General features: G+C 54.6%; 18 protein-coding genes. 10 read left to right on the forward strand and 8 right to left on the reverse strand.

Translation table 11 applies throughout. The annotated features are described in order from the left end of the window. Nucleotides 1–89 precede the first annotated feature (89 nt). Complete coding sequence (locus tag FCL49_RS11150; protein ID WP_174353642.1) at nt 90–686, forward strand: hypothetical protein; 597 nt, start codon at nt 90–92, stop codon at nt 684–686. Nucleotides 687–688: 2 nt separating this feature from the next. Continuing rightward, nucleotides 689–1462: a DUF3307 domain-containing protein gene (locus FCL49_RS11155; protein ID WP_174353643.1), complete on the forward strand. Its 774-nt coding sequence runs from the start codon at nt 689–691 to the stop codon at nt 1460–1462. A gap of 27 nt (nt 1463–1489) precedes the next feature. Here FCL49_RS11155 and mgtA read toward each other — a convergent pair whose 3' ends face one another. Both mgtA and FCL49_RS11165 read right to left on the reverse strand, forming a co-directional pair. After that, complete coding sequence (gene mgtA / locus FCL49_RS11160; RefSeq protein ID WP_174353644.1) at nt 1490–4189, reverse strand: magnesium-translocating P-type ATPase; 2700 nt, start codon at nt 4187–4189, stop codon at nt 1490–1492. Nucleotides 4190–4387: 198 nt separating this feature from the next. Continuing rightward, a complete protein-coding gene (locus FCL49_RS11165) occupies nt 4388–5086 on the reverse strand; it encodes an MgtC family protein (protein ID WP_174353645.1) in 699 nt (232 codons plus the stop codon). 514 nt (nt 5087–5600) lie between these two features. Between FCL49_RS11165 and FCL49_RS11170 the strand changes: the two genes are divergently transcribed. Together FCL49_RS11170 and FCL49_RS11175 are read left to right on the forward strand one after the other, a co-directional pair. Next, nucleotides 5601–7808, forward strand: coding sequence for a glycoside hydrolase (locus FCL49_RS11170; protein ID WP_174353646.1), 2208 nt, complete (start codon nt 5601–5603; stop codon nt 7806–7808). 63 nt (nt 7809–7871) lie between these two features. Further along, the gene (locus FCL49_RS11175; protein WP_174353988.1) at nt 7872–9260 is read left to right on the forward strand and encodes a CoA transferase; all 1389 of its coding nucleotides are present in this window, start codon (nt 7872–7874) and stop codon (nt 9258–9260) included. Nucleotides 9261–9262: 2 nt separating this feature from the next. Here the strand turns inward: FCL49_RS11175 and FCL49_RS11180 are convergent, their stop codons facing one another. Continuing rightward, nucleotides 9263–10135: a LysR substrate-binding domain-containing protein gene (locus FCL49_RS11180; protein WP_174353647.1), complete on the reverse strand. Its 873-nt coding sequence runs from the start codon at nt 10133–10135 to the stop codon at nt 9263–9265. A 100-nt stretch (nt 10136–10235) separates the two neighbouring features. On the opposite strand from FCL49_RS11180, the gene FCL49_RS11185 reads away from it, so the two are divergent. Both FCL49_RS11185 and rcsA read left to right on the forward strand, forming a co-directional pair. Then, nucleotides 10236–11651, forward strand: a complete 1416-nt coding sequence (locus FCL49_RS11185) for a pyridoxal phosphate-dependent decarboxylase family protein (protein ID WP_174353648.1) — start codon at nt 10236–10238, stop codon at nt 11649–11651. A 741-nt stretch (nt 11652–12392) separates the two neighbouring features. Continuing rightward, the gene (gene rcsA / locus FCL49_RS11190) at nt 12393–13022 is read left to right on the forward strand and encodes a transcriptional regulator RcsA (RefSeq protein WP_174353649.1); all 630 of its coding nucleotides are present in this window, start codon (nt 12393–12395) and stop codon (nt 13020–13022) included. Nucleotides 13023–13234: 212 nt separating this feature from the next. On the opposite strand, the gene dsrB is transcribed toward rcsA, so the two are convergent. The 3 genes from dsrB to FCL49_RS11205 form a co-directional block, all read right to left on the reverse strand. Beyond that, nucleotides 13235–13450: a protein DsrB gene (gene dsrB / locus FCL49_RS11195; RefSeq protein ID WP_174353650.1), complete on the reverse strand. Its 216-nt coding sequence runs from the start codon at nt 13448–13450 to the stop codon at nt 13235–13237. Between the two features lie 347 nt (nt 13451–13797). Beyond that, nucleotides 13798–14010 carry a transcription antiterminator/RNA stability regulator CspE gene (gene cspE, locus FCL49_RS11200; RefSeq protein ID WP_004946278.1) on the reverse strand — a complete coding sequence of 71 codons (213 nt, stop codon included), beginning with the start codon at nt 14008–14010 and terminating at the stop codon, nt 13798–13800. A 284-nt stretch (nt 14011–14294) separates the two neighbouring features. Further along, nucleotides 14295–15161 carry an ion transporter gene (locus tag FCL49_RS11205; RefSeq protein ID WP_174353651.1) on the reverse strand — a complete coding sequence of 289 codons (867 nt, stop codon included), beginning with the start codon at nt 15159–15161 and terminating at the stop codon, nt 14295–14297. A 156-nt stretch (nt 15162–15317) separates the two neighbouring features. Here FCL49_RS11205 and FCL49_RS11210 point away from each other — a divergent pair, with 156 nt between their 5' ends. From FCL49_RS11210 to FCL49_RS11220, 3 genes are all read left to right on the forward strand, one after another. Further along, the gene (locus tag FCL49_RS11210) at nt 15318–15698 is read left to right on the forward strand and encodes a hypothetical protein (RefSeq protein ID WP_174353652.1); all 381 of its coding nucleotides are present in this window, start codon (nt 15318–15320) and stop codon (nt 15696–15698) included. Between the two features lie 510 nt (nt 15699–16208). Next, nucleotides 16209–16418: a hypothetical protein gene (locus FCL49_RS11215; protein ID WP_012145776.1), complete on the forward strand. Its 210-nt coding sequence runs from the start codon at nt 16209–16211 to the stop codon at nt 16416–16418. A gap of 158 nt (nt 16419–16576) precedes the next feature. After that, nucleotides 16577–17584, forward strand: a complete 1008-nt coding sequence (locus tag FCL49_RS11220) for an NAD(P)H-quinone oxidoreductase (protein WP_174353653.1) — start codon at nt 16577–16579, stop codon at nt 17582–17584. Between the two features lie 41 nt (nt 17585–17625). Here FCL49_RS11220 and FCL49_RS11225 read toward each other — a convergent pair whose 3' ends face one another. Then, nucleotides 17626–18705 carry an endonuclease/exonuclease/phosphatase family protein gene (locus tag FCL49_RS11225; RefSeq protein ID WP_174353654.1) on the reverse strand — a complete coding sequence of 360 codons (1080 nt, stop codon included), beginning with the start codon at nt 18703–18705 and terminating at the stop codon, nt 17626–17628. Between the two features lie 109 nt (nt 18706–18814). Further along, nucleotides 18815–19867, reverse strand: coding sequence for an SDR family oxidoreductase (locus FCL49_RS11230; protein ID WP_174353655.1), 1053 nt, complete (start codon nt 19865–19867; stop codon nt 18815–18817). 115 nt (nt 19868–19982) lie between these two features. Between FCL49_RS11230 and FCL49_RS11235 the strand changes: the two genes are divergently transcribed. After that, nucleotides 19983–20915 (forward strand): LysR family transcriptional regulator, encoded by a 933-nt coding sequence (locus FCL49_RS11235; protein ID WP_174353656.1) that lies wholly within the window; start codon nt 19983–19985, stop codon nt 20913–20915. Nucleotides 20916–20917 lie beyond the last annotated feature (2 nt).

Here is a 20917-nt window from a genome sequence, read left to right on the forward strand (position 1 = left end):
AAGAATTCGTATCCAGATGCGAATTATTGACATATTCGTATTTAGATGCGAAATTTATCGGTAACTCTCCGCTTCAGAGCAGAAAAAACATGCCAGCCCAAGTCAGCGTGATCACCGGCGATCTGGTCAATTCCCGCCAGTCAGACACCACTCACTACCTTAGCGGCTTAAATGCCCTGCTTAGCCAACTGCAACAGGCTAAGCTTATTGAGCAGTTCGAGATTTTCCGTGGCGATGCCTTTCAGGCAGTGAGCGAACCGCAGTCTGGTTTACTGCTGGCGGTGTATATCCGCATCGCGCTCAAAGCCATGGACGCTCAACGCTGGGATGCCCGCATCGCTGTCGGTTTGGGGACAAAGCAAGCTCAGAGCGCCGGTTATGGCAGCGCCTTTGTGAATTCGGGTCAGGCGCTGGACGGCATGATGAAAAATTGCCGACTGGCTCTGAAAAATGATAACGATCAGACCAATGCCATTGTCAGCGATCTGTTGCCAATGTTAGATCATGTGGTTAGCCGCCTTTCGCAGACCGAAGCGCGGATAGTCCAGGCGCGTATCTTCGCCACCTCCAACCAGGAAGTGGCAGAGAAACTGCAAAAGGCCGCCTCTACGGTCTCCGCAACGCTCAAACGCGCGGCCTACGAGGAAATCATGCGATTTATTCACGCGATTAACAGGATCACCTGAATATGGATTTAAGCTACCTGCCCCTGCTGATCTGGTTGCTGATAGCCCACTTGCTTGCCGACTTCCCACTGCAACCGCGTAGTTGGGTTGAGGATAAAATACGTCATCGGGCAGGCTCTCGCTTCCTGCTGCTGCATGCCCTGCTGCACGGCGTGCTGGCCGCCTGGGTCGTGGCCGGTTTTGCTCTGTTGCATGGCGGGATCTCTTCTGCTCAAGTGCTGTTCGCCCTGTTGGTTATTGCCATCAGTCACTGGCTGACCGACCTGCTGAAAGTCACCCTGTTAACCCGCCTCAGCCAGGCACGCGGTTTTCTGCTCGATCAGGGCCTGCACCTGACGGTGATTGTTTTGCTGTGGCTGTTGCTGACGCCGAATGCCCTCGACCTGATTAGCGTGCTGGCTAGCGCCGCAGCGCGCTGGCAATCCGGGCTGGTGCTGCTGGCTTATTTATTGATTTATATGCCGATGGGCATTCTGATGGGGCAATTACTGGCGCGCTGGACGCCACAGATGCCGCCGTCAGCCAAAGCGGATAACGATTCACTGTTACGCGCAGGCAAACAAATCGGTTATCTGGAAAGGACGTTGATCCTGACCTTTGTGCTGATAGGGCAGATCCCGGCGGTCGGTTTTTTGCTGGCGGCCAAATCAATTTTCCGCTTTGGTGATTTACGCCAGAGTGATGACAAAATGCGTACCGAGTATGTACTGCTCGGTACGCTGTTTTCCTTTACGCTGACCATCATGCTGGGTCTGCTGGTGAAGAAACTGCTGTAGGGGCGCAGTAGACTGCGCCCGCAATAATTACAACCACTCACCAAAGCGGCGGATATAGAACCGCTTCATCAGCTGCGCGACTACGCAGTAGCTGATCAAGGTACCGGCCAGCCACGGGAAGTATTCCCAAGGCAATGGCTGCAGCCCAACCAGCGCGCCAAGCGGTGAGAACGGCAGATAAATCCCCAACGCCATCACCAAAATCGTGGTCAGCAGAACCGGCAATGCAGCGGTGCTCTGAATAAACGGAATTTTCTGGGTACGCAGCATATGTACCACCAGCGTTTGCGACAGTAACCCCTCAATAAACCACCCGGACTGGAACAGGGCCTGATGCTCCACGCTGTTGGCCGCGAAGACAAACCACATCAATGCATAGGTGGTGATATCGAAGATCGACGAGGTCGGCCCAATCCACAGCATAAAGCGGCCAATGTTTTTCGCATCCCACTTGCGCGGTTTACGCAGGAACTCTTTGTCCATCTTGTCCCACGGCAGCGACAGCTGAGAAATATCGTACATCAGGTTCTGGATCAGCAGGTGGATCGCCAGCATCGGCAAAAACGGAATAAATGCGCTGGCCACCAGCACGGAGAACACGTTGCCGAAGTTGGAGCTGGCGGTCATGTTCAGGTACTTGATGATATTGCCGAAGGTCTCGCGCCCCTTGATCACCCCCTCTTCCAGCACCATCAGGTTTTTTTCCAGCAAAATGATATCCGCCGACTCCTTGGCAATATCCGTACCGGTGTCCACCGAAATACCTACATCCGCATCGCGCAGCGCCGGGGCATCATTAATGCCATCACCGAGGAAACCGACGGTATGCCCATTCGCCTGCAACATTTTCAACACCCGCGACTTTTGCAGCGGCGTCAGTTTGGTAAAGACGGTGCGCTGCTCCACTTCGCGCGCCAATGTGGCATCGTCCATCTCGGCAATTTGCGGCCCGGAAAGCGGTTCGCCAGGCTCCAGCCCCACATCGCGGCAAATCTTGCAGGTGATCACCGGGTTATCGCCGGTTAACACTTTCACCGCCACGCCGTTTTCCTGCAGTGCGGCAATCGCTTCTTGCGCACTCTCTTTCGGTGGGTCGAGGAAGGTCAGGACACCCTGGATCACCATATCGCGTTCATCGGTCACGCTCAGCGGCAAGGCATTTTTCTGTTCCCCCAGCTCTCGGGTTGCCAGCACCAGCACGCGGAACCCATCCTCGTTATACTGGGCGGCCAGCGCCTGCAGTGCCTCACGACGCGCCGGATCCAGCGGTAAAATCTGCTGCCCTTCACGTACATGGGTAGCGATTTCCAGCATTTCCTCCACGGCCCCTTTACAGATCAACCGTTGTTGCTGGTTTTCATCCGCCACTACGATCGACAGGCGACGGCGCACAAAATCGAACGGCAACTCGTCAACCTTGCTGAAACGCCCCAGTGCTTCAATGCCCGGTTTGCCACGCCCAAAGCGGATCACCGCCTGATCCATCAGGTTTTTCATTCCGCTCTGGTGGAAGCTGTTCAGCCAGGCCAGATGCAACACTTCATTGTCTCTGACGCCACTGACGTCCAGGTGGTGTTCGAGGATGATGCGATCCTGGGTCAGGGTGCCGGTTTTATCGGTGCACAGTACGTCCATCGCGCCAAAGTTCTGGATGGCATTCAAACGTTTGACCACCACTTTGCGCCGTGACATGGCAATGGCGCCCTTCGCCAGATTGGAACTGACGATCATCGGCAGCATCTCTGGCGTCAGCCCGACCGCCACGGCCAAAGCAAACAGCGCCGCTTCACTCCAGTCGCCTTTGGTGAAGCCATTAATCAACAACACGATCGGCACCATCACCAACATAAAGCGGATCAGCAGCCAACTGACGCTGTTCACCCCGCGATCAAACGCGGTTTGTGAACGGGAACCGACTATCGACTTTGCCAGGGAACCAAAATAGGTGCGCCCGCCGGTCGCGACTACCACCGCCGTGGCGGTACCGCTGGCAACGTTGGTGCCCATCAGGCAGATGTTCGACAGTTCAAGCAGCGCATGTTCACTGGAAACTTCATCCTCGCTCGATTTTTGACTGACGTTGCCCATCGCGTCGTATTTCTCGATCGGGATCGCTTCCCCAGTCAGGATCGCCTGGCTGATAAACAGATCGCGTGAGGCCAGCAGACGCACGTCCGCCGGTATCATATCGCCGGCAGAGAGCTTAATAATATCGCCCGGCACCAGTTCGCGGATCGGTATTTCCAGCGTTAACGCCTGTGCGCTGTAACTGCTGCGGCGCAGTACCGTAGCGGTAGTACGCACCATCGACTTTAGGGTCTCCGCCGCCTTGTTGGTGCGGTACTCCTGCCAAAAACGCAGTAACCCGCTGAGTGAAACCATCACCAGTATGATGATCACGCCGGTAAGATCGGTTTCTTCACCGCGCCGGGCCGGCAGCCAGTAATCGGTAAAGAAACTGATCGCGGCCAGCACCATCAGCACATAGATAAACGGGTTGTTAAACGCGGCGAATAACTGAACCAGCGCATGGGGCGCCTTCTCATGAGCCACCTGATTAACGCCATACTGCTCCAGGCGTTCGACCGCATCGTCCTGGGTCAAGCCATTGCGATTACATTTTAAATTGGCCAGCGTCTGATCAACGCTGTTTTTCGCCTCTTGGGCGATGGCGTAAGGCGTCGTTTTTTTATCACGACGGCGTACGTTTTCATTAATATAGGTCATAACGCAATTCTCTTATTTTACTCTGCGCACAGGGTTACCCCGCCCGATTAATGGGTGAATAAACACAGAGTGGAATTTATTTAATTGACGTAATTAACGCGGTTTATTTCCACGCCAAAAACGCTGAATAATCAAACTTTCGGGGTCACCGTCCATGACGCCTCCTTATCACTGAATACAGTGAATATTAATCAATAACTAAACGGGTAATTCAGAAGCAATGCGCCAGCGCACGGCACTCACACTTTTTTCCAAACTGACACGGCAGACAATGCCCTCAATTTCTTTTTGCACCGAAGGATTCGCCGTTATTTCCGCACAAACTTCAAGTTGACCAGGAATGGAAATATCTGCACTGCGTAAGGATTGCAATCTTAATGCCACGCCATTGAGCGCCTGCAATATCAGGGTACGTACCAGTATTTCATCCTGCTCGCCGCAGGTGACCTGAATGCGATAACACACTTCCAGATCGGTCGCCTGCTGCTGGGGTTGCAGGTTGATGCGCTGTGCCGCTTCGCGCAGCAGGATATTCGCACACAGGATCACCAGCGTCGCCAATACCGCATTCCAATACTGGCCAAGGCCACATAGCACGCCAATCGCCGCAGAACACCACAGCGTGGCGGCGGTATTCAGCCCGCGGATGTTCAGACCTTCACGCATGATCACCCCGGCCCCCAAAAAGCCGATGCCGGAAACAATTTGCGCGGCGACTCGCCCGGCGCTGGAAGGATCGGTAGACATGGAGCTGAGAATAAAGACCGCGGCCCCGGTTGCCACCAATGCATTGGTGCGCAGGCCGGCCATACGCTGGCGCCACTGCCGTTCAGCGCCAATAACCGCGCCCAGGCTCATCGCCAGTAATAAATTTAAAACAAAAGGAGTCATAGCCATGACTTTCCCCTTAAATAACTGCAGGAGATAAAATCATGTGCTTTTTAGCACACGCGAAATCGCGCCGATAATAAATCAGCGGTTGAGCGTGTTAATGCCTGGAGGGAAAAGGCTGTGGCTGAAAGTGGCCATAATAGCGTCCAAATCAATTCACCCGCTGCCATTGGGCAACAGGGACAACAATAAGATTCGGGTTTGCACAGCTCGGAATAACTTGAGAGGGGTGCTGCCCGCCGTTTTCGGCAAGCAACAAATCAGAAGAGGATCGGTCAGCTTGCCTTGTTTATATCACCGCAACTAAAACTGTCCAATTGTGTTTCCTCACTGAAATTTTGGCTGAGTATAGTGACGCGGGGTGATGATGTAAAGGCCAAATTATTAAACAAAAACTAAACTCAATGAATTCGTCTATTTGACTCATCACACGATTATAGATAATTGCCGTTGGGCAGCCCGTTAATTCCCGATAAACTGAAAGTTCAGCAGGACAATCATCAGCAAGGACAACTATTCGATGAACATGCTTCGCCTCTCTATCAGCCTCGCCCTGCTTGCCGGCTTCCCCGCCCAGGCCCTGCTCTTGCAACAGGGTGAAGCCCGATATGAAATCGATCCGGCCACGCTGCAGATCACCGCAGGCAAGATTCAGGTCAACCAGGCGCAAACCCGTCAACCCGTAGCCGACCTGCAAAGCACGCCTGCCCAGGCCAGTTGGCAATGGCCCAACAGCGCCATGCAGCTAACCGCCAGGCTGGAAGGCAGCGATTTGCGCCTGAGCTTCAGCAGCAGCCGGGCGCAAACGCTGGATTGGTTCAGCCTGCCGTCACAGACCACCACTCTGCTGTTACCGATTGGCGAAGGCAGCCGTATCCCGTTGGATAATGCCGTCTGGCAGCGCTACCTGATAAAAGAGATGACGCCGCTGGATACCAACTGGGATCTGAAGCTGCCGCTGTGGAGCCAACAACAGCAAGGCAAGGTGTATAGCTGGTTACTGCTTACCCCGTTCAGTAATCAGGTCAGCTTCAGCAGTGCCAAAAACCGGCTCACCATGCGCAGCAGCCACCAGTTCAACCGTTTTAATCAACAGCAGGCCTTCGAGGTATTACTGCATGTGGGGGATAACCCACTGTCCGGTGCTCGCCGTTACCGCGAGTATCTACAGCAAAACGGGCAGTTCAGCAGCCTGCGCGATAAAATCCGTATCGCGCCGGAAGGTGAGAAACTGATAGGTGCCACCCATATTTATCTGTGGGGCGACAAGCTGTTGGCACCGGCCGACGTGAAGAATTGGCCGGGTCTGCTTGCCTGGCTGACATCGACAACCGGCAAAACGCTGTGGCAAAAAATGGACGCCGATAGCCAGAAAACCGTGCAAAAATTGGCAGGAAAAACGCCAGAAGCCTGGCAGCAACAAGCACTCGCTGACGCGGTTAATCAGGCATTGGTAGCGCTGACGCCGCTCAAGGCGACACCGGATGATGCCGGTTTCCTGCAGGCACAGCGCCAGCAAGCCGTTGACATCCGGGAATGGGCACAACGACAGCTTGGAGCCTACCTGGCACCGGCGGAGAGCTGGGGCCAGGGGCTGGCGGAGAGCTGGGGCCAGGGGCTGGCGAAACCGCTGGTCGAGGCGCTGCACCAGGCCGGCCTGCCCCGTTTGTGGCTGGGTACCGATAACTGGACCGCCGAATTCCTGCATCCGCAGGCGGTAGAAAGTGCTAAAAAATCGGGTTACCTGATTGCCAGTTATGACTCTTACGACACCGCGATCCCTCGCGGAATCAATGACAGTTGGCTAACTGCCCAACTGCCGACGGCGCTACGTGAAAAGTGCGCCATAGTCCGGGCCGACGGCAGTAAAAAACCCGGTTTCGGCAAGCAGGGCTACTACCTGAATCCGGGCTGCGTACTGCCTTACTCTCAGCAGCGCATGCGTGAACTGGTGCAATTGGCCGGGCTAAACAGCCTGTTTTTGGACGTTGACGGTACCGGGATGGTTTCCGACGACTATCAGCCCGATCACCCGACCGGTGCAGCACAAATGGCGCAGGCCCGCAATGCGCGGCTGGCCTGGTTCAGCAATACCCTTAAGCTGCCCCTCGGCTCCGAAGATGGCAACGCGGTGACCGCACGCCACATTATGTTTGCCCACGGCATGGAAACCTGGGGATTTGGCTGGGGGGACAAACAGATGAATCAGGACAAGTCCTCGCCTTATTACCTGGGTGCCTGGTGGCCCAATGCCCAGCCGGCCTTCTTCTTCAGCCCGGCCAAGGTAAAAGAGCCTTATCGCACGGTGGAATTTGATCCGCGCTATCGCCTGCCGATGTATCAGGCGGTCTTTCACGATGCGGTGATCAGCAGCCACCACTGGAATTACGACAACCTGAAGTTTAGCGATGTCAAAACCACCCGCAGCCTGCTGAGCATGTTGTACAACACCGCGCCGATGTTCCATCTCAGCCGCGCAACCTTGCAAACGCGCCTGCCGCAAATCAAACAGGCAGATGCGGCCTTCCGTCCGCTGCATCTGGTGCTGTGGGATAAGGCACTGACCGACTTCCAATGGCTTGATCAAGCCGGTTGGGTGCAGCAAACCACCTTCAGCGACGGTTCAACCCTGACGGCCAACTTTGGCCAACAAGCGTTCGACGGCATTGCCGCCCATACCCTGCGCGCCAAACTGGCGGACGGTCGCATCCTGAACATCACGCCATAGCAACTCCGGTCGGGGTGAACTAGGCTAGGCACAGTCCCCCCGACCGGCAACCTGGAGTTGATGATGGATACCCTTACTCAAACACTGCTCGCAGAAATCGGGCAAAGTTTCGGCCACAGCGACAACGCGCCAGCAATCCCACTGACGGTCGGTGGTGAAGGCAGTTTGAACAGCGCATTCCCGGTCAGCGAGCTGGCAACCGCCAGCCTGGGGGCCGCCGGGCTGGCCTGCTGCCAACTGCTACAACAAAATCAGGGCGGTGAACCGCAGGTGTTTGTCGATCGCCGCCTGGCATCGCTGTGGTTCGGCTGGACCTTACGCCCACTGGGCTGGTCATTGCCGGCCGCCTGGGACGCGCTGGCGGGAGACTACGCCACCAGAGATGGTTGGATCCGCCTGCATACCAATGCCCCCCATCACCGCAAAGCCGTAGAACAAGTGCTGGGCCCGCATCAGGATAAAAACGTACTGGCGCAAAAGGTGCTGACGTGGAAAAAAAGTGAACTGGAGCTGGCAGTGATCGAGGCCGGCGGCTGCGCGGCTGAAATGCGCTCGGTCGAGGCGTGGCGGCAACATATTCAGGGCAAGAGCGTTGCGCTGGAGCCGCTTTGCCATCAGCAACAACAAGCGGAAGCTCCGCCCCCCGGTTGGGCGTTACCTGCCGCCAGACCACTGCACGGCGTGCGGGTGCTGGACTTGACGCGAATTATCGCCGGGCCGGTAGCCACCCGTTTTCTGGCAGGGTTGGGGGCCGACGTATTACGCATCGATCCCTACGGCTGGGATGAGCCCGGCGTCGAACATGAAGTGATCCTTGGTAAGCGCTGCGCACGGCTGAATCTGACAAACCCCCACGATCGCCACACCTTCGAACATTTACTGAAAAACGCCGACGTTCTGGTTCATGGCTATCGCGCCGGGGCGCTGGAAAAACTGGGTTATGGTGCAGAACAACGCCGTACATTATCGCCGGGATTGATCGACGTTTGTCTCAACGCCTATGGCTGGAGTGGCCCGTGGCGAGGACGGCGCGGTTTCGACAGCCTGGTGCAAATGAGCTGCGGGCTGGCAGAGTCCGGTATGCAATGGAAAAACGCCGCCATACCCGTCCCCCTGCCGGTACAGGCTCTGGATCACGCAACCGGCTACCTGATGGCGACGGCGGTGCTGCACGGCATGCGTCAACGCCTGCGACAGGGTACCGGCTACAGCGCCCGATTATCCCTGGCGCGAACGGCACAACTGCTGTTTGATAATCCTTACCCGCAACAACATCCGTTAACGCCGCTGGCTGCAGCCACCGCGGCGGATGAAAACCCGGAAACCGAGCTGACCCATTGGGGAGCGGCGCAACGCCTTATCGCGCCGTTACAGTGGAATGGCACGGCACTGCTCTGGGCATTGCCCGCGACAACCCTTGGCAGTTCACAGCCGCAATGGCTACGCCGCTAAACTCAGGCCAATTGCCGCTGCAACCAGTGCAATAATGCTTCGACCGCCGGTGTCAATCCGGCGGCCTGCGGCCAAACCAGATAAAAGTCTATCTGATCAAGATGCCGTGCCGGTGCCAGTGCGGTCAACCGCCCCTCTGCCAGCGCATCATTCACCAACAGCTTTTTCACCAGCGCGATGCCAAACCCTTGCTCAGCCGCGCGGATCAACAATCCCGCATCATTGAATAACGCCAAGGGGCGGCCGGACTCCTTCTGCTGCTGAGCAGTGAACCAGCTACGCCACGGCGTAACGTCGTGTTCCAACAGCGGTATGCCTAACGCGCCACGGTCAAAGGCTGCCTGCCACTGTTCGGCCAGCGCCGGGGTAGCCACCGGCACCACCTCTCCGGAGGCTATCCACTGTGTCTGCATATCGGGCCATTGGCCATTGCCGAGGCGAATGGCTGCATCAAACCCTTTACGCACCAGATCCTGTACCGCCAGCGAGGCATCGATATCCAGTGCAATGTCGGCACAGGCCGCATGAAAAGATGGCAGACGCGGCATTAACCAGTAATGCGCGAAAGAAGGCAGCACGCTGATACGCAACGCCTGACTTTGCGCAATCCTCCTGACCCGACCGACGCCCTGCTGCAATGCCTGCAGCGCCGGTTCGGCAACGGCCAACAGCTCACGCCCGGCGCTATTCAGGCGCAGCCCGCGCCCCTGCCGTTCAAACAGCGGGCAGCCGATGGCCCGTTCGAGCTGTTGGATCTGCTGACTGACGGCACCATGGGTAAGATGAACTTGCAGGGCGGTAGCGCGCAAATTCTCTAACCGGGCGGCAATCACAAAGGTCGGCAGAATGTGCAGTGGAATCGAGTCATTTAACATTGGTTATCCAGACTATCCAAAAAGGCCATTTTTCATCGATTTTCGCCACAAAGCAAATGTTCTAGGCTGTCACTCATGCCCTTTACATCTGGAGTCAGTGATGCACCCACGTTTACAGCAGGACCTTGAGCAATTTCCACAGATACTCGACCGCACCCGGCAGTTGGCCAAAGGCTTCCTGACGGGTTTGCAACAACGCCCGGTTTGCCCTCCTCTGGCGGCTCAACAGCTACAGCCGGGGGACAATTTACTGGCAAACGGCGGCGATGGCGCACTGGCGGCACTGGACGATTTCTGGTTACGTTATGCCGAGGGTCTTTCTGCCAGCGCCGGACCGCGTTATTTTGGCTTTGTTACCGGCGGCTCGACCCCTGCCGCATTGGCCGCAGACTGGCTGGTTAGTGCTATCGACCAAAACAGTCAGCTGAGCCACGATACCGTGGCCGCGGCAATTGAACTGGCGACCATTGTGCAGCTAAAAGACTTGTTGGGCCTGCCAGAGGCATTCAACGGCAGTTTTGTTAGTGGGGCAACCATGGCCAACTTTGTCGGCATGGCTATCGGCCGCCAGTGGCTGGGGCAGCAGCGCGGCATCAATGTCGCGGAACAGGGGCTGACAGCGTTGGGGCCCATACAGGTGCTATCGGCGAATGCGCACTCCAGCAGCATAAAAGCACTCAGCATGCTAGGCATCGGTCGCGACGCATTGAAAATTATCGACAGCCTGCCAAACTCCGAAGCTATCGACCTGGCCGCGCTGGAACGGCATCTGGCCGCCAGCGTCGATGTACCGACCCTGGTGCTGGCCAGCGCTGGAACGGTGAATACCGTGGTCTTCGACGACCTGCAGCAACTGCTGGCGCTGCGCGAGCGTTACCCGTTCTGGTTACACGTTGATGCGGCCTTTGGTGGCGTGGCGGCCTGTTCACCGCACTATGCGCCACGGTTAGCCGGTTGGGAGCAGGCTGACTCGATTACCGTCGATGCGCATAAATGGTTGAACGTGCCCTACGACAGCGCGATCCAATTCAGCCGTCATCTGGCATTACAAATGGAGGTCTTCCAGAACCATTCGGCTTATCTGGAAGCGCCGACGCTGCGGCCAGACAACTATTTGCACCTGACGCCAGAAAACTCACGGCGTTTTCGCGCCCTGCCGTTGTGGATGGCGCTGAAAGCTTATGGTCGCGGCGGTATGCAAGATATGGTTGAGCGCAACGTGCGACTGGCACAGTTGCTGGGTGCCGAACTGATGGCCAGCGCGGGTTTCCACCTGCTGGCACCCGTCAATCTGAACGTAGTGTGCTTTGCACTCAAAAATGTCGAAGGTGACGCTACTGCGGCACGCGATCGCTTTATAGCCCGTCTCGATCGGCACGGCGTAGTGCGCTGTACCCCCACCCGTTATAACGGACAACCGGGGATCCGTGCCGCATTGGTTAATTGGATGACCGAGGAAAGCGATATCCATCTGGCGTTGAAATCGATGCGTCACTGTCTGGCAGAGCCTGGCTGATTGGGCAGGTCAAGGTAACGCCACACTATTGATTGCTGCCGGTGATTATTCTACGGCAGCAGTAACCCCGCAGCCGGGCAATGGATATTGGTGTCCTTGGGTACTGCCCAAATACTTCAGTAAAACCAATTAATCACTCGCTGACATTTATCACATTTGTCATAACAGCACGAATAATCACATCAACCCTTTGTTATAACGCCAATTTCCGTAACAAAAAGACCAACCAATGTTAACTCTGTGTGACTATTGGTTATCGCAAGTGATAAGGAATGGAAGAATTATCATTATCAAAAAACAACAAAAACAATATAACTTTATGATAATATTATTAAAAATAAAATCATTAAAACCTTGCAGCATTAGCGCTGATGAATAAATAGGCTAAGAAATGTTAAAAAAACAACACATGAATTTTTTTTAAGATTTTTCCTAGCAATCTAAAATTTCGTTTCGTGACATGATGGGCAGATTCAATGATAAAAATACCAGCGAGCACGCGGCTCAAGCACCAGTTGGCGTTGTTGCCCCGCAATCCTTGTGCCAGCAGATTATTCTGACTTAAGCTAAACTTATAGGTTCATGATGTTAATTAGTTTAGAAAGAAAATATCGTTGAGTACTACCGTATTTATTGATAGAACATTCCTAGATGTGACTCTTTTTGTTCTTTTTTGCCTTTTAGGCTTCAGGCTTTTTCTTTTTGTTACCGCGGTAAAACGGATTTAAGTGGGGGTGAGATATGCCAACGATCATTATGGATTCATGTAGCTATACCAGATTGGGTTTGACAGACTATCTGACAACGCACGGAGTAAAAAAACGCCAGATTAATGCTATTGGTGATATCGACGATCTGCATGAAAAATGCAGCAAGTTGAAGCCTAGCCTGGTGTTTATTAACGAAGACTGTTTTATACACGAAGCGAACGCGACGGAACGTATAAAAGGGGTGATTTCACTGCACCCTGACACCTTATTCTTCATCTTTATGGCCATCACCAACGTACATTTTGACGATTATTTATATGTTCGTAAAAATGTCATCATCTCGTCAAAATCGATCAAACCAGAGACTATGAATCAACTACTTAGTCACTATCTGGAAAGAAAAACGCCTCGCACTGAAAAAACTTCATTTGATCAGACACCGGTTACGCTCAGCCAAACTGAATCAAACATGCTGCGCATGTGGATGTCGGGTCAGGGTACCATCCAGATATCCGACCAGATGCAAATTAAAGCCAAAACTGTCTCTTCCCACAAGGGAAATATCAAAAGAAAAATTAAAACGCACAACAAACAGATTATTTACCATGTTGTTCGTTTGACCGACACGCTAACCAGCGGGATATTTGTCAATAGCCGCTAGGTTAAAAGCTTTGTTGTGTACTCTGCCAAACGTTGGTTTTAAATGTTGTTCAGCACAGGGTGCTGGAAACCACGCATTTAAATAACCTAAATACCTGCTCGCGACGAAAATCTCGGCCGCGGCGGGTATTCCCGCAGCAAAAAACAGATTATTCCTAGCGCCGTGAAATAATCACCCACCGTAAATCTTGCAAATTAAATTAACAAATTGGGCTATTTGGAGTCTGGAGCCTGAGAAGCGGCCTGTCGCAGTTCAACAAAGGTGCCGTCACGGCTGTCTATCTCGTTAAAGAACCAGACACCGGCAGGATAGTCAGGCAAAGAGACCAGATACATGACCCCTTCGTTAAACTCTTCTACCGCCAGAATCACGCCCTCACGCCGTTGCTCACCATCAGTTTTTACCGTTACCAGATCGTTAGCTTTCATGCCCTACCCCATCATTTATCATTGATGTCAGTGTATTACAAAATGTGGTGAGAAAAATACCCTACTCTGGCAGTAAATCCGCAGCTCACCAGCGCAGCGCCTTTCTACAAGCGTAGCAGCCCATCCGGGCTGTGGCATTTTCACTTTCTTAACGTTTTGTCCGCAGAATCTTAAGCGCGCAACGGGTAGTCTGTTCTCTGGTGCTTCCCCCCAGAGAAGTACCTGCAAATGAAGAAGTAACAAGGAACTTTTGCCCGCAGACTTGCGGGCTTTTTTTTTGCCTGCGCCGAATAACAGGCACAAAAAAACCCGCCTTGGCGGGTTTTTATTAATCAGCGAGAGGCCGATTAGATAGCGGTAACGTTAGCCGCTGACGGACCTTTAGCACCGTTCTCGATAGAGAACTGTACGTTCTGGCCTTCAGCCAGGGTCTTGAAGCCTTGATCCTGGATAGCAGAGAAGTGTACGAACACATCTTTGCTGCCGTCTGCTGGAGTGATGAAACCGAAACCTTTAGACTCGTTGAACCACTTCACTTGACCTTTGATCATGTTAGACATGTTTAATTCCTACAATATTAAATTTACGCCACCATGGGCAAGAAATAGCCGGTCATCAGTTACTTATGGAGGCACTAGAAAGGAAATTCGTCAGTGAAGAGCTATCTAGGATAACGCTTTAAATTTGAACTACTTTACTCAAAATGTCGTGCATAAATAGGTCTGTACCACAGGCCGAGAAGCATTAACTCACGATGGGACTTTAATAGCAACTCTTTTTATAAGCCCCTCATTAGAAACGAGGCTAAACGCACAGGATTTCACCCGATTCGCTTAATTCTTCGTCATTTGTGACTGTGTTTCCCGGCTAGCGGGGGTAAGGCACTGCCACAATATTTACAAAATATGGCCTCTGTCTCATGGCCACCTCTTTGACATTGCTCACAATTACGCCTTTCACGGTTACGCTGCAGCTCCTGCGACATATAGGCCGTCAGAATGCCGGTCGGCACCGCGATGATTGAATAGCCCAGCAGGATAAGCACCGAGGTCAGCAAGCGCCCCACCGGCGTATGGGGAACGATATCACCGTATCCCACGGTGGTCAGCGTCACTACCGCCCAATAGACGGAGGCCGCCAGGCTGGTAAAGCCGCCATTACCGCCCTCAATCGCATACATCAAACCGCCAAAAACGCACAGCACCACGGCGACAAAACCAAAAAACATCGCCAACTTGTGGCGTGCCAGCTTGATGCTGCGCCAGATCATGCCCATCTCACTCATGTAACGCAGCAGTTTCAGCACCCGTAGCACCCGCAATACCCGCACCACGCGCAGCAGCATCACGAATTCCACCGTCATATGCGGATACAGCCAGATGATGTACAGCGGCAACACCGTCAGCAAATCAATCACACCGAAAAAGCTCAAGGCGTAATGCTGATCGGCAGGCGTACACCACAGCCGTAGCACGTATTCAAGCGTGAAAATGACGGTAAAAATCACCTCGGCCCAGAGGAAAAGATAAACAGCCTCGCGACCAGGCGAGAACAATGCGCTGCCGCCTGGCTCAAGGAACAGCAATACCACGCTGAGCAAGGCGGTAATGACCCAAAAAGCCTCCATCCTGCGGCCGCTACGGGAGTGATTGTCGAACAACAGTCGGTAACTGCGTTGGCGTAAGCTCAACGCCGCAGTGTCATTGGTCATAGCCCGATGTCTTATAAGGGAAGTTATTCATAGAGTAGACCCGAACAAGGGCGCCGCCAATGCTTCACATTGTTATTAATTACCGGCTACAAATGATAGTAATTCTCGTCTGACTGTTTTATAGTTGCGCTGCGTAACTATAAAGGGAGATTGACCATGCTGAGATGGCATACGCTGGCAGCGTCCTGCTGCACCGCTCTGTTGATACTGAGCGCCCCCGCCCAGGCGCTGGACCTGTCCTACACCGCACCGGACCCCAGCATCAAGCCGGTGCCCGCACCGCAAACTGCCCTTGGCCCAGAAAAAAAAACCAAGCCACCGGTGGTATGGTCGGAAACAGAAGATAAAACCGGTTTTCGCGTTGATATGGAATGTGAACATCCCGGCTGCAGTCGCCCGCGCGCCAAGTCGTCTTCGTCGCTTAATTACGGCCCTAATCTCGGCCCGGTGAAAAAAACCGATCGCCGCCGCCAGTCGGATCCCTACTCCACCGATCAGGCATCTGATTACAATGTGAGCATGGGTTATCAGTGGTAACTCGGCTTTAAGAGTTATCCCTATATCGGCCGCAGCACAGTGTTCATACAATGACACTCTGTTCACCACTCCTCCTGGTGCTGAACACAACAAGCTGTGTTGCAATATTTTATGCGCCTCCCTATAGGCGCTTTTTTTATGTCTAAATATCAACCACCTGCCGACTTACAGAATGCTCTCATTGCTGCGTAACGTGATAGCTGTCACAAATAGCCACTCCTTAGCCATGCTTTATCGGAGGGTTGTCAGATGGCGACTGAATATTTATCTTTGCTGGCCGTATTAGCCGGCATCGCAGGATTCGCACTGTATAAGCACTTTAAATCACAGAAGAAAAGTACCCTGCTGCGTCCACACGATCGTTAATGCAAGCGTACAGGGGTAGGGCATTAACACCCTGCCCCTGGCCACAGAATCGCACTCTGTCATTTTTTTATCACAAAATTGTCACAATACAGCCATATCATGGTCGACGATTATCCGCACTGGCTTAATACCAAGGATTTCGTTATGACCACCATTAGAGCAACCAACCACCAGGAAGCCGAAAAGCTGATCCGCTACGGCACGGCAAAAAAAATCGAACTGGCCTATGACATCGACAGCGACGACTTTTTCCAGCTCGCCAGCCTGTGGTGTGATCGAGGCGCCAAAATCTCCAAAGGGAAAGAACATTTTATCGTCTCGCTAAAAGGTTTCCGCATCCCGCCTAATGACTGATCCCATGCCGCCCCTGCGGCGGCGCCCCACCTTTCCCCTTACGACCGCCCTATGATCCACATTCTCCCTTCGGCATTTCTGTAATATAAAACATGAATTACAGCAGGTGGTTACCTACACTGGTTACTGCGCCTGAACGCCAACTGAGGAGAATCACCATGTCAGCCAACCCAGCGCTGCCCAGCACCATGAAAGTCATCGAAATCAGCCAGCCTGGCGAACCAGAGGTTCTGATTAGCAGCCAAAGACCGCTGCCAACCCTGCAACAGGGAGAAATTCTGGTGAAGGTCGCTGCCGCCGGCGTTAACCGCCCTGATGTGTTGCAACGCCGCGGCCAATATGCACCGCCTGCTGGTGCATCGGATATTCCTGGTCTGGAGATCGCCGGTACCGTAGTCGCTACCGGTGTTGGGGTACAAAATTACGCCATCGGCGACGCGGTTTGCGCCCTGATTGCCGGCGGCGGCTACGCAGAATACTGCAAAGTGCATGAAAGCAATGCGCTGCCGGTCCCCGAGGGCTTTAGCCTGATTGAAGCGGCGGCGATCCCGGAAACCTTCTTTACGGTTTGGGTTAACGTGTTCCAACGCGGGCGCCTTAAGGCCGGAGAAACCGTGTTGATCCACGGCGGCACCTCCGGTATCGGCACTGTCGCTACCCTGCTGGCGAAAGCCTTTTGCGCCAAGGTGATCACCACCGTCGGCTCCGAAGAAAAACGCCAGGCCAGTCTGGCATTGGGTGCCGATGTGGCGATTAACTACCGCAGCGAAGATTTTGTTGAGCAGACCCAGCGCGCCACTAACGGCAAGGGAGCCGACGTGATTGTCGATTTGATTGCCGGTGACTACGTGGCGAAGAACTATCAGGCGGCGGCGATGGACGGCCGCATTGTGCAAATCGGCACCCAGAACGGCGTGGTGAAGGAACTGAACCTGATGCCGCTGCTGATCAAGCGCCTGACCCATACCGGCTCGACCTTGCGTGCACGCAGCGTGGAAGATAAAGCGCAAATTGCCGCTGATTTACACCAGAAGGTGTGGCCACTGCTGGAGCGCGGTGCATTAAAACCGCAGATATTCAAAACTTTCCCGCTGGATCAGGCCGCCGAAGCCCATGCGCTGATGGAGTCCAGTCAGCATATCGGTAAAATCATGCTGACTATCTAGCTCACGCGCCCCCCCGCAGTAGTGGTTGCGGGGGGACGTTTTCAACTGCCTGGGGTGTGTACTTCCTCCGGCGTAGAATCGGTATTGGCTAATTTCTCTTGCGCCAACGCTTCGTCTTCGCTGTCTTTCTCCAGGCTTTCCTGCTGTGCCCCCTGCTTCGGCGAGTACACCAGCTCCACCATGATCGGGAAATGATCCGAGCCGACGCTGGTTAAGCGGCGCAGTGAGCCAAGCACAAAATGATCGCTATGAAACACATGGTCCAGAGGCCAACGCAGGAACGGATAACCGGCGTGGAAAGTGCTGAACATGCCACGCCCACGGCGCGGATCCAACAGGCCGCTGACTTTCAGGAACAGCCGGGTGGTGGTCGACCAGGCCACATCGTTCAGATCGCCGGTCACAATCACCGGTAACTCCGATTTGGCCGCGCTTTTACCGACCATCACCAGTTCGGCATCGCGATCTTCCGACTCTTCATTCTCGGTCGGGCTCGGCGGCATCGGGTGCACACAGTGCAGGCGCACCTGCGGTCCTTGCGGTAAATGCACCATCATGTGCATCGATGGGATCTGCTCATCCACCAGATATTGTATTTGCGCATCGCTGAGTTTCAGCCGCGAATAGACATGCATGCCGTACAGGTTATCCAGCGGGCATTTCAAGCTGTGAGGATAGTCCTGTTCCAGCACCGACAGCTGCTGCTCCCACCAGGCGTCGGTTTCTACCGCCACCAGCACGTCCGGCCGTTCGGTCGCCACCAACGCCAGCAGTTTCTCCGCCTGGCGATTGGGCGTTAACACGTTGGACACCAAAATGCGGATACGCGGTTTCTTCTGGTAACCGGTAAAATCCAGCACCTGGGGTTTGCTCAGCCGGGTATAAGGGTAAATCCACGCGGCCTGATAAGCCACGCAGGCCAGGTTCACGGCCATCATGCCCCACACCCAGGGTGACAGCGGTACAAACAGCAGGTTAAGCAATAACACCAGCAGCGAGAGCGCCAGTATTTGCAGGCGGGGGAAATCCCACACCCGGATCCACCAGGCTGCATGCTTTGAAAGTGGCGCGATAGTCACCAGCGCCAGCAAAAGCGTCAGTATGGCAGTTATCCCTGTCACGGTTAATTCCTCATCATTGATCCGGGCCTGTCGGGGTGACGGCCTCCTGACTGCCGCTTCGTGCGGCAGCCAAAGATTGCCATAAAAAACGCCCGTCCCGCCAGCCGACTTAAGGAATTATCTTGCGACGGCGAAATTCGTCAAACAGCGTGAACAGCATCGCTTCGGTTTCGACAAATTGATGGAAGCCAAAACGGCGTGCCTTACTGCCATCGGCAAACATGTCGTAATCCCACGAGAAAACAAAATCGGCAAAACGCCAACTCGCCACCGCACGGTAATCCGTCTCGACCAAATCATGCCGTTGCGCCAACGTCTGCCACAGCTCACTTTTATCCGCCATCACCGACTCCAGCGGCATCGGCAACGGCGGCGCCACTTTCAGCTCAAAATAGCCGGCAATTTTCGGCCACAGCTCGCTCCAGCGGAACAGGTCACCGTTATTGATGTTAAATGCCTGATTAGCCGCCGCCGGCTCCGTCGCCGCCCACAAGGTAGCCCGCGCCAGTAACCCGGCATCGGTCATTTCCAGCAGGCTGTGGTAAGCCCCAGGTTTGCCGGGAAAGCGCAGTGGCAGCCCCAGCGCTTTGCTGATCGAGGCATAAACCGCCAGGGTCAGCGCCAGATTCATCGGGTTGCCCAGCGAGAAGCCGCCGACGACGCTGGGGCGAATGGCGCTCCAGTGCCAGTTTTTCCCCTGCTGGCGCTGTTCAAGATAGCTTTGCTGCTCCAGGTTGAACTCCGGCGGCATGTGCCCGGCATCACTCTCACGCGCCGGGGTTTTGAACGGCCCCAAATGGGCGCCATACACTTTATAGCCTTGCATCAGGCTAATGTGCTCCAGCCCGTGCGCCACCGGTTCCAACGCCTCCACCACGTTGCTTAACATCGCCAGGTTGGGCGCCACCAGCCCCGCCCAGTCCGGCGCATCCTGATAGGCAGCGTAGAAAATGTGGCTGACCTGGGTCAACGGACGCAAGGCATCACGCGTGGCCTGCGCATCCAACAGATCGACCGCCAGATAACGCACCTGCGACCGGTCAACGCCTCCGCGCCGCGACAGGCCAATCACCTGCCAACCTTGTTGTTCCAGCTCTTCAATCAGCTTACCGCCAATAACGCCGTTAGCGCCGACTACCAGCGCCAGTTTTTTGTTTTGCATGTTATGTCTCCGCTTCAGTATCTATTGAGACTTTCACTGTGATTGATTAGTTAAGCTTGCGGTAGAGGGGGTTTATGACTATCACTTATAAGAAAAATCTATAGATGGAGGGCCGATGGACAAGCTAAACGCCATGCAGACTTTTGTTCGGGTAGCCGAATTGGGCAGCCTGTCGGCCGCCGCTCGCGATCTGGGCCTGACACAACCGGCGGTCAGCCAACAGATCGCCGGCCTGGAGCAACAGCTGCACGCACAACTGCTGTTTCGCAGCACCCGCGCCGTTACGCTGACCGATGCCGGCGCGGGCTATTATCGGCAAATCAAACCGATTCTGGCGGCGGTGGATGAAGCGGAAGAAGTGCTACATGGCCAAAACCTGCGGCTGCAGGGGTCATTACGCATCCATGCACCAACAGGTTTCGGCCAACAACACCTGACGCCGCTGGCGATCGCCTTTCAGCAACAACATCCGCAGCTGAATATCGAGCTGTTGCTGGACGATCGTCGGGCGGATGTGATCGGTGAAGGCATTGACGTAGCGATCCGCTTTGGCGAACTGAGTTCGCCTGGCACGGTAGCGCGACGACTGGGAGAGTTACAACGTATTCTGGTGGCCTCGCCGGCTTACCTGGCAGCACAGGGTGAACCGCAAACTCTGGCAGAGCTGGCAACCCATCCACACATCCGTTACAGCGGCCTGAGTGACGCAGACACGCTGACGTTAATCGGCCCGCATGGCCCCGAGATGGTGGATCTGCGTCCGGTATTTCGTGCTAACAATACATTTTCACTGCTGGCGGCGATTGAGTCGGGGCTGGGTATTGGCGGCGCACAGCGACCGTTGATCGGTCGGCAATTGGCGAGTGGCACACTGGTGCCCATTTTGCCGGCCTGGCGTTATCCGCCGATGGCGCTGCATGCGGTTTATCCCGCTGCGCGGTTTATTCCCGGCAAGGTGCGGGCCTGGGTCGAGTATTTGCTGACGGCGTTGGGGAACATTGAAGGCATGACGTTAAACTATGCCCCCGACCAGGCGCCGGGGGCATAAAT

The organism is Serratia proteamaculans (assembly GCF_013337185.1).
Classification (GTDB): Bacteria; Pseudomonadota; Gammaproteobacteria; order Enterobacterales; family Enterobacteriaceae; genus Serratia; species Serratia proteamaculans_D.

Excerpts from the sequence above, each read along its gene's own strand:
- FCL49_RS11235 (WP_174353656.1), top strand. The coding sequence starts at position 19,983 with ATGGACAAGCTAAACGCCATGCAGACTTTTGTTCGGGTAGCCGAATTG.
- FCL49_RS11205 (WP_174353651.1), bottom strand. The coding sequence starts at position 15,161 with ATGACCAATGACACTGCGGCGTTGAGCTTACGCCAACGCAGTTACCGA.
- FCL49_RS11185 (WP_174353648.1), top strand. The coding sequence starts at position 10,236 with ATGCACCCACGTTTACAGCAGGACCTTGAGCAATTTCCACAGATACTC.
- FCL49_RS11175 (WP_174353988.1), top strand. The coding sequence starts at position 7,872 with ATGGATACCCTTACTCAAACACTGCTCGCAGAAATCGGGCAAAGTTTC.
- FCL49_RS11220 (WP_174353653.1), top strand. The coding sequence starts at position 16,577 with ATGTCAGCCAACCCAGCGCTGCCCAGCACCATGAAAGTCATCGAAATC.
- FCL49_RS11230 (WP_174353655.1), bottom strand. The coding sequence starts at position 19,867 with ATGCAAAACAAAAAACTGGCGCTGGTAGTCGGCGCTAACGGCGTTATT.
- FCL49_RS11170 (WP_174353646.1), top strand. The coding sequence starts at position 5,601 with ATGAACATGCTTCGCCTCTCTATCAGCCTCGCCCTGCTTGCCGGCTTC.
- FCL49_RS11215 (WP_012145776.1), top strand. The coding sequence starts at position 16,209 with ATGACCACCATTAGAGCAACCAACCACCAGGAAGCCGAAAAGCTGATC.
- FCL49_RS11150 (WP_174353642.1), top strand. The coding sequence starts at position 90 with ATGCCAGCCCAAGTCAGCGTGATCACCGGCGATCTGGTCAATTCCCGC.
- FCL49_RS11165 (WP_174353645.1), bottom strand. The coding sequence starts at position 5,086 with ATGGCTATGACTCCTTTTGTTTTAAATTTATTACTGGCGATGAGCCTG.
- rcsA (WP_174353649.1), top strand. The coding sequence starts at position 12,393 with ATGCCAACGATCATTATGGATTCATGTAGCTATACCAGATTGGGTTTG.
- FCL49_RS11180 (WP_174353647.1), bottom strand. The coding sequence starts at position 10,135 with ATGTTAAATGACTCGATTCCACTGCACATTCTGCCGACCTTTGTGATT.
- dsrB (WP_174353650.1), bottom strand. The coding sequence starts at position 13,450 with ATGAAAGCTAACGATCTGGTAACGGTAAAAACTGATGGTGAGCAACGG.
- mgtA (WP_174353644.1), bottom strand. The coding sequence starts at position 4,189 with ATGACCTATATTAATGAAAACGTACGCCGTCGTGATAAAAAAACGACG.
- FCL49_RS11210 (WP_174353652.1), top strand. The coding sequence starts at position 15,318 with ATGCTGAGATGGCATACGCTGGCAGCGTCCTGCTGCACCGCTCTGTTG.
- FCL49_RS11155 (WP_174353643.1), top strand. The coding sequence starts at position 689 with ATGGATTTAAGCTACCTGCCCCTGCTGATCTGGTTGCTGATAGCCCAC.
- cspE (WP_004946278.1), bottom strand. The coding sequence starts at position 14,010 with ATGTCTAACATGATCAAAGGTCAAGTGAAGTGGTTCAACGAGTCTAAA.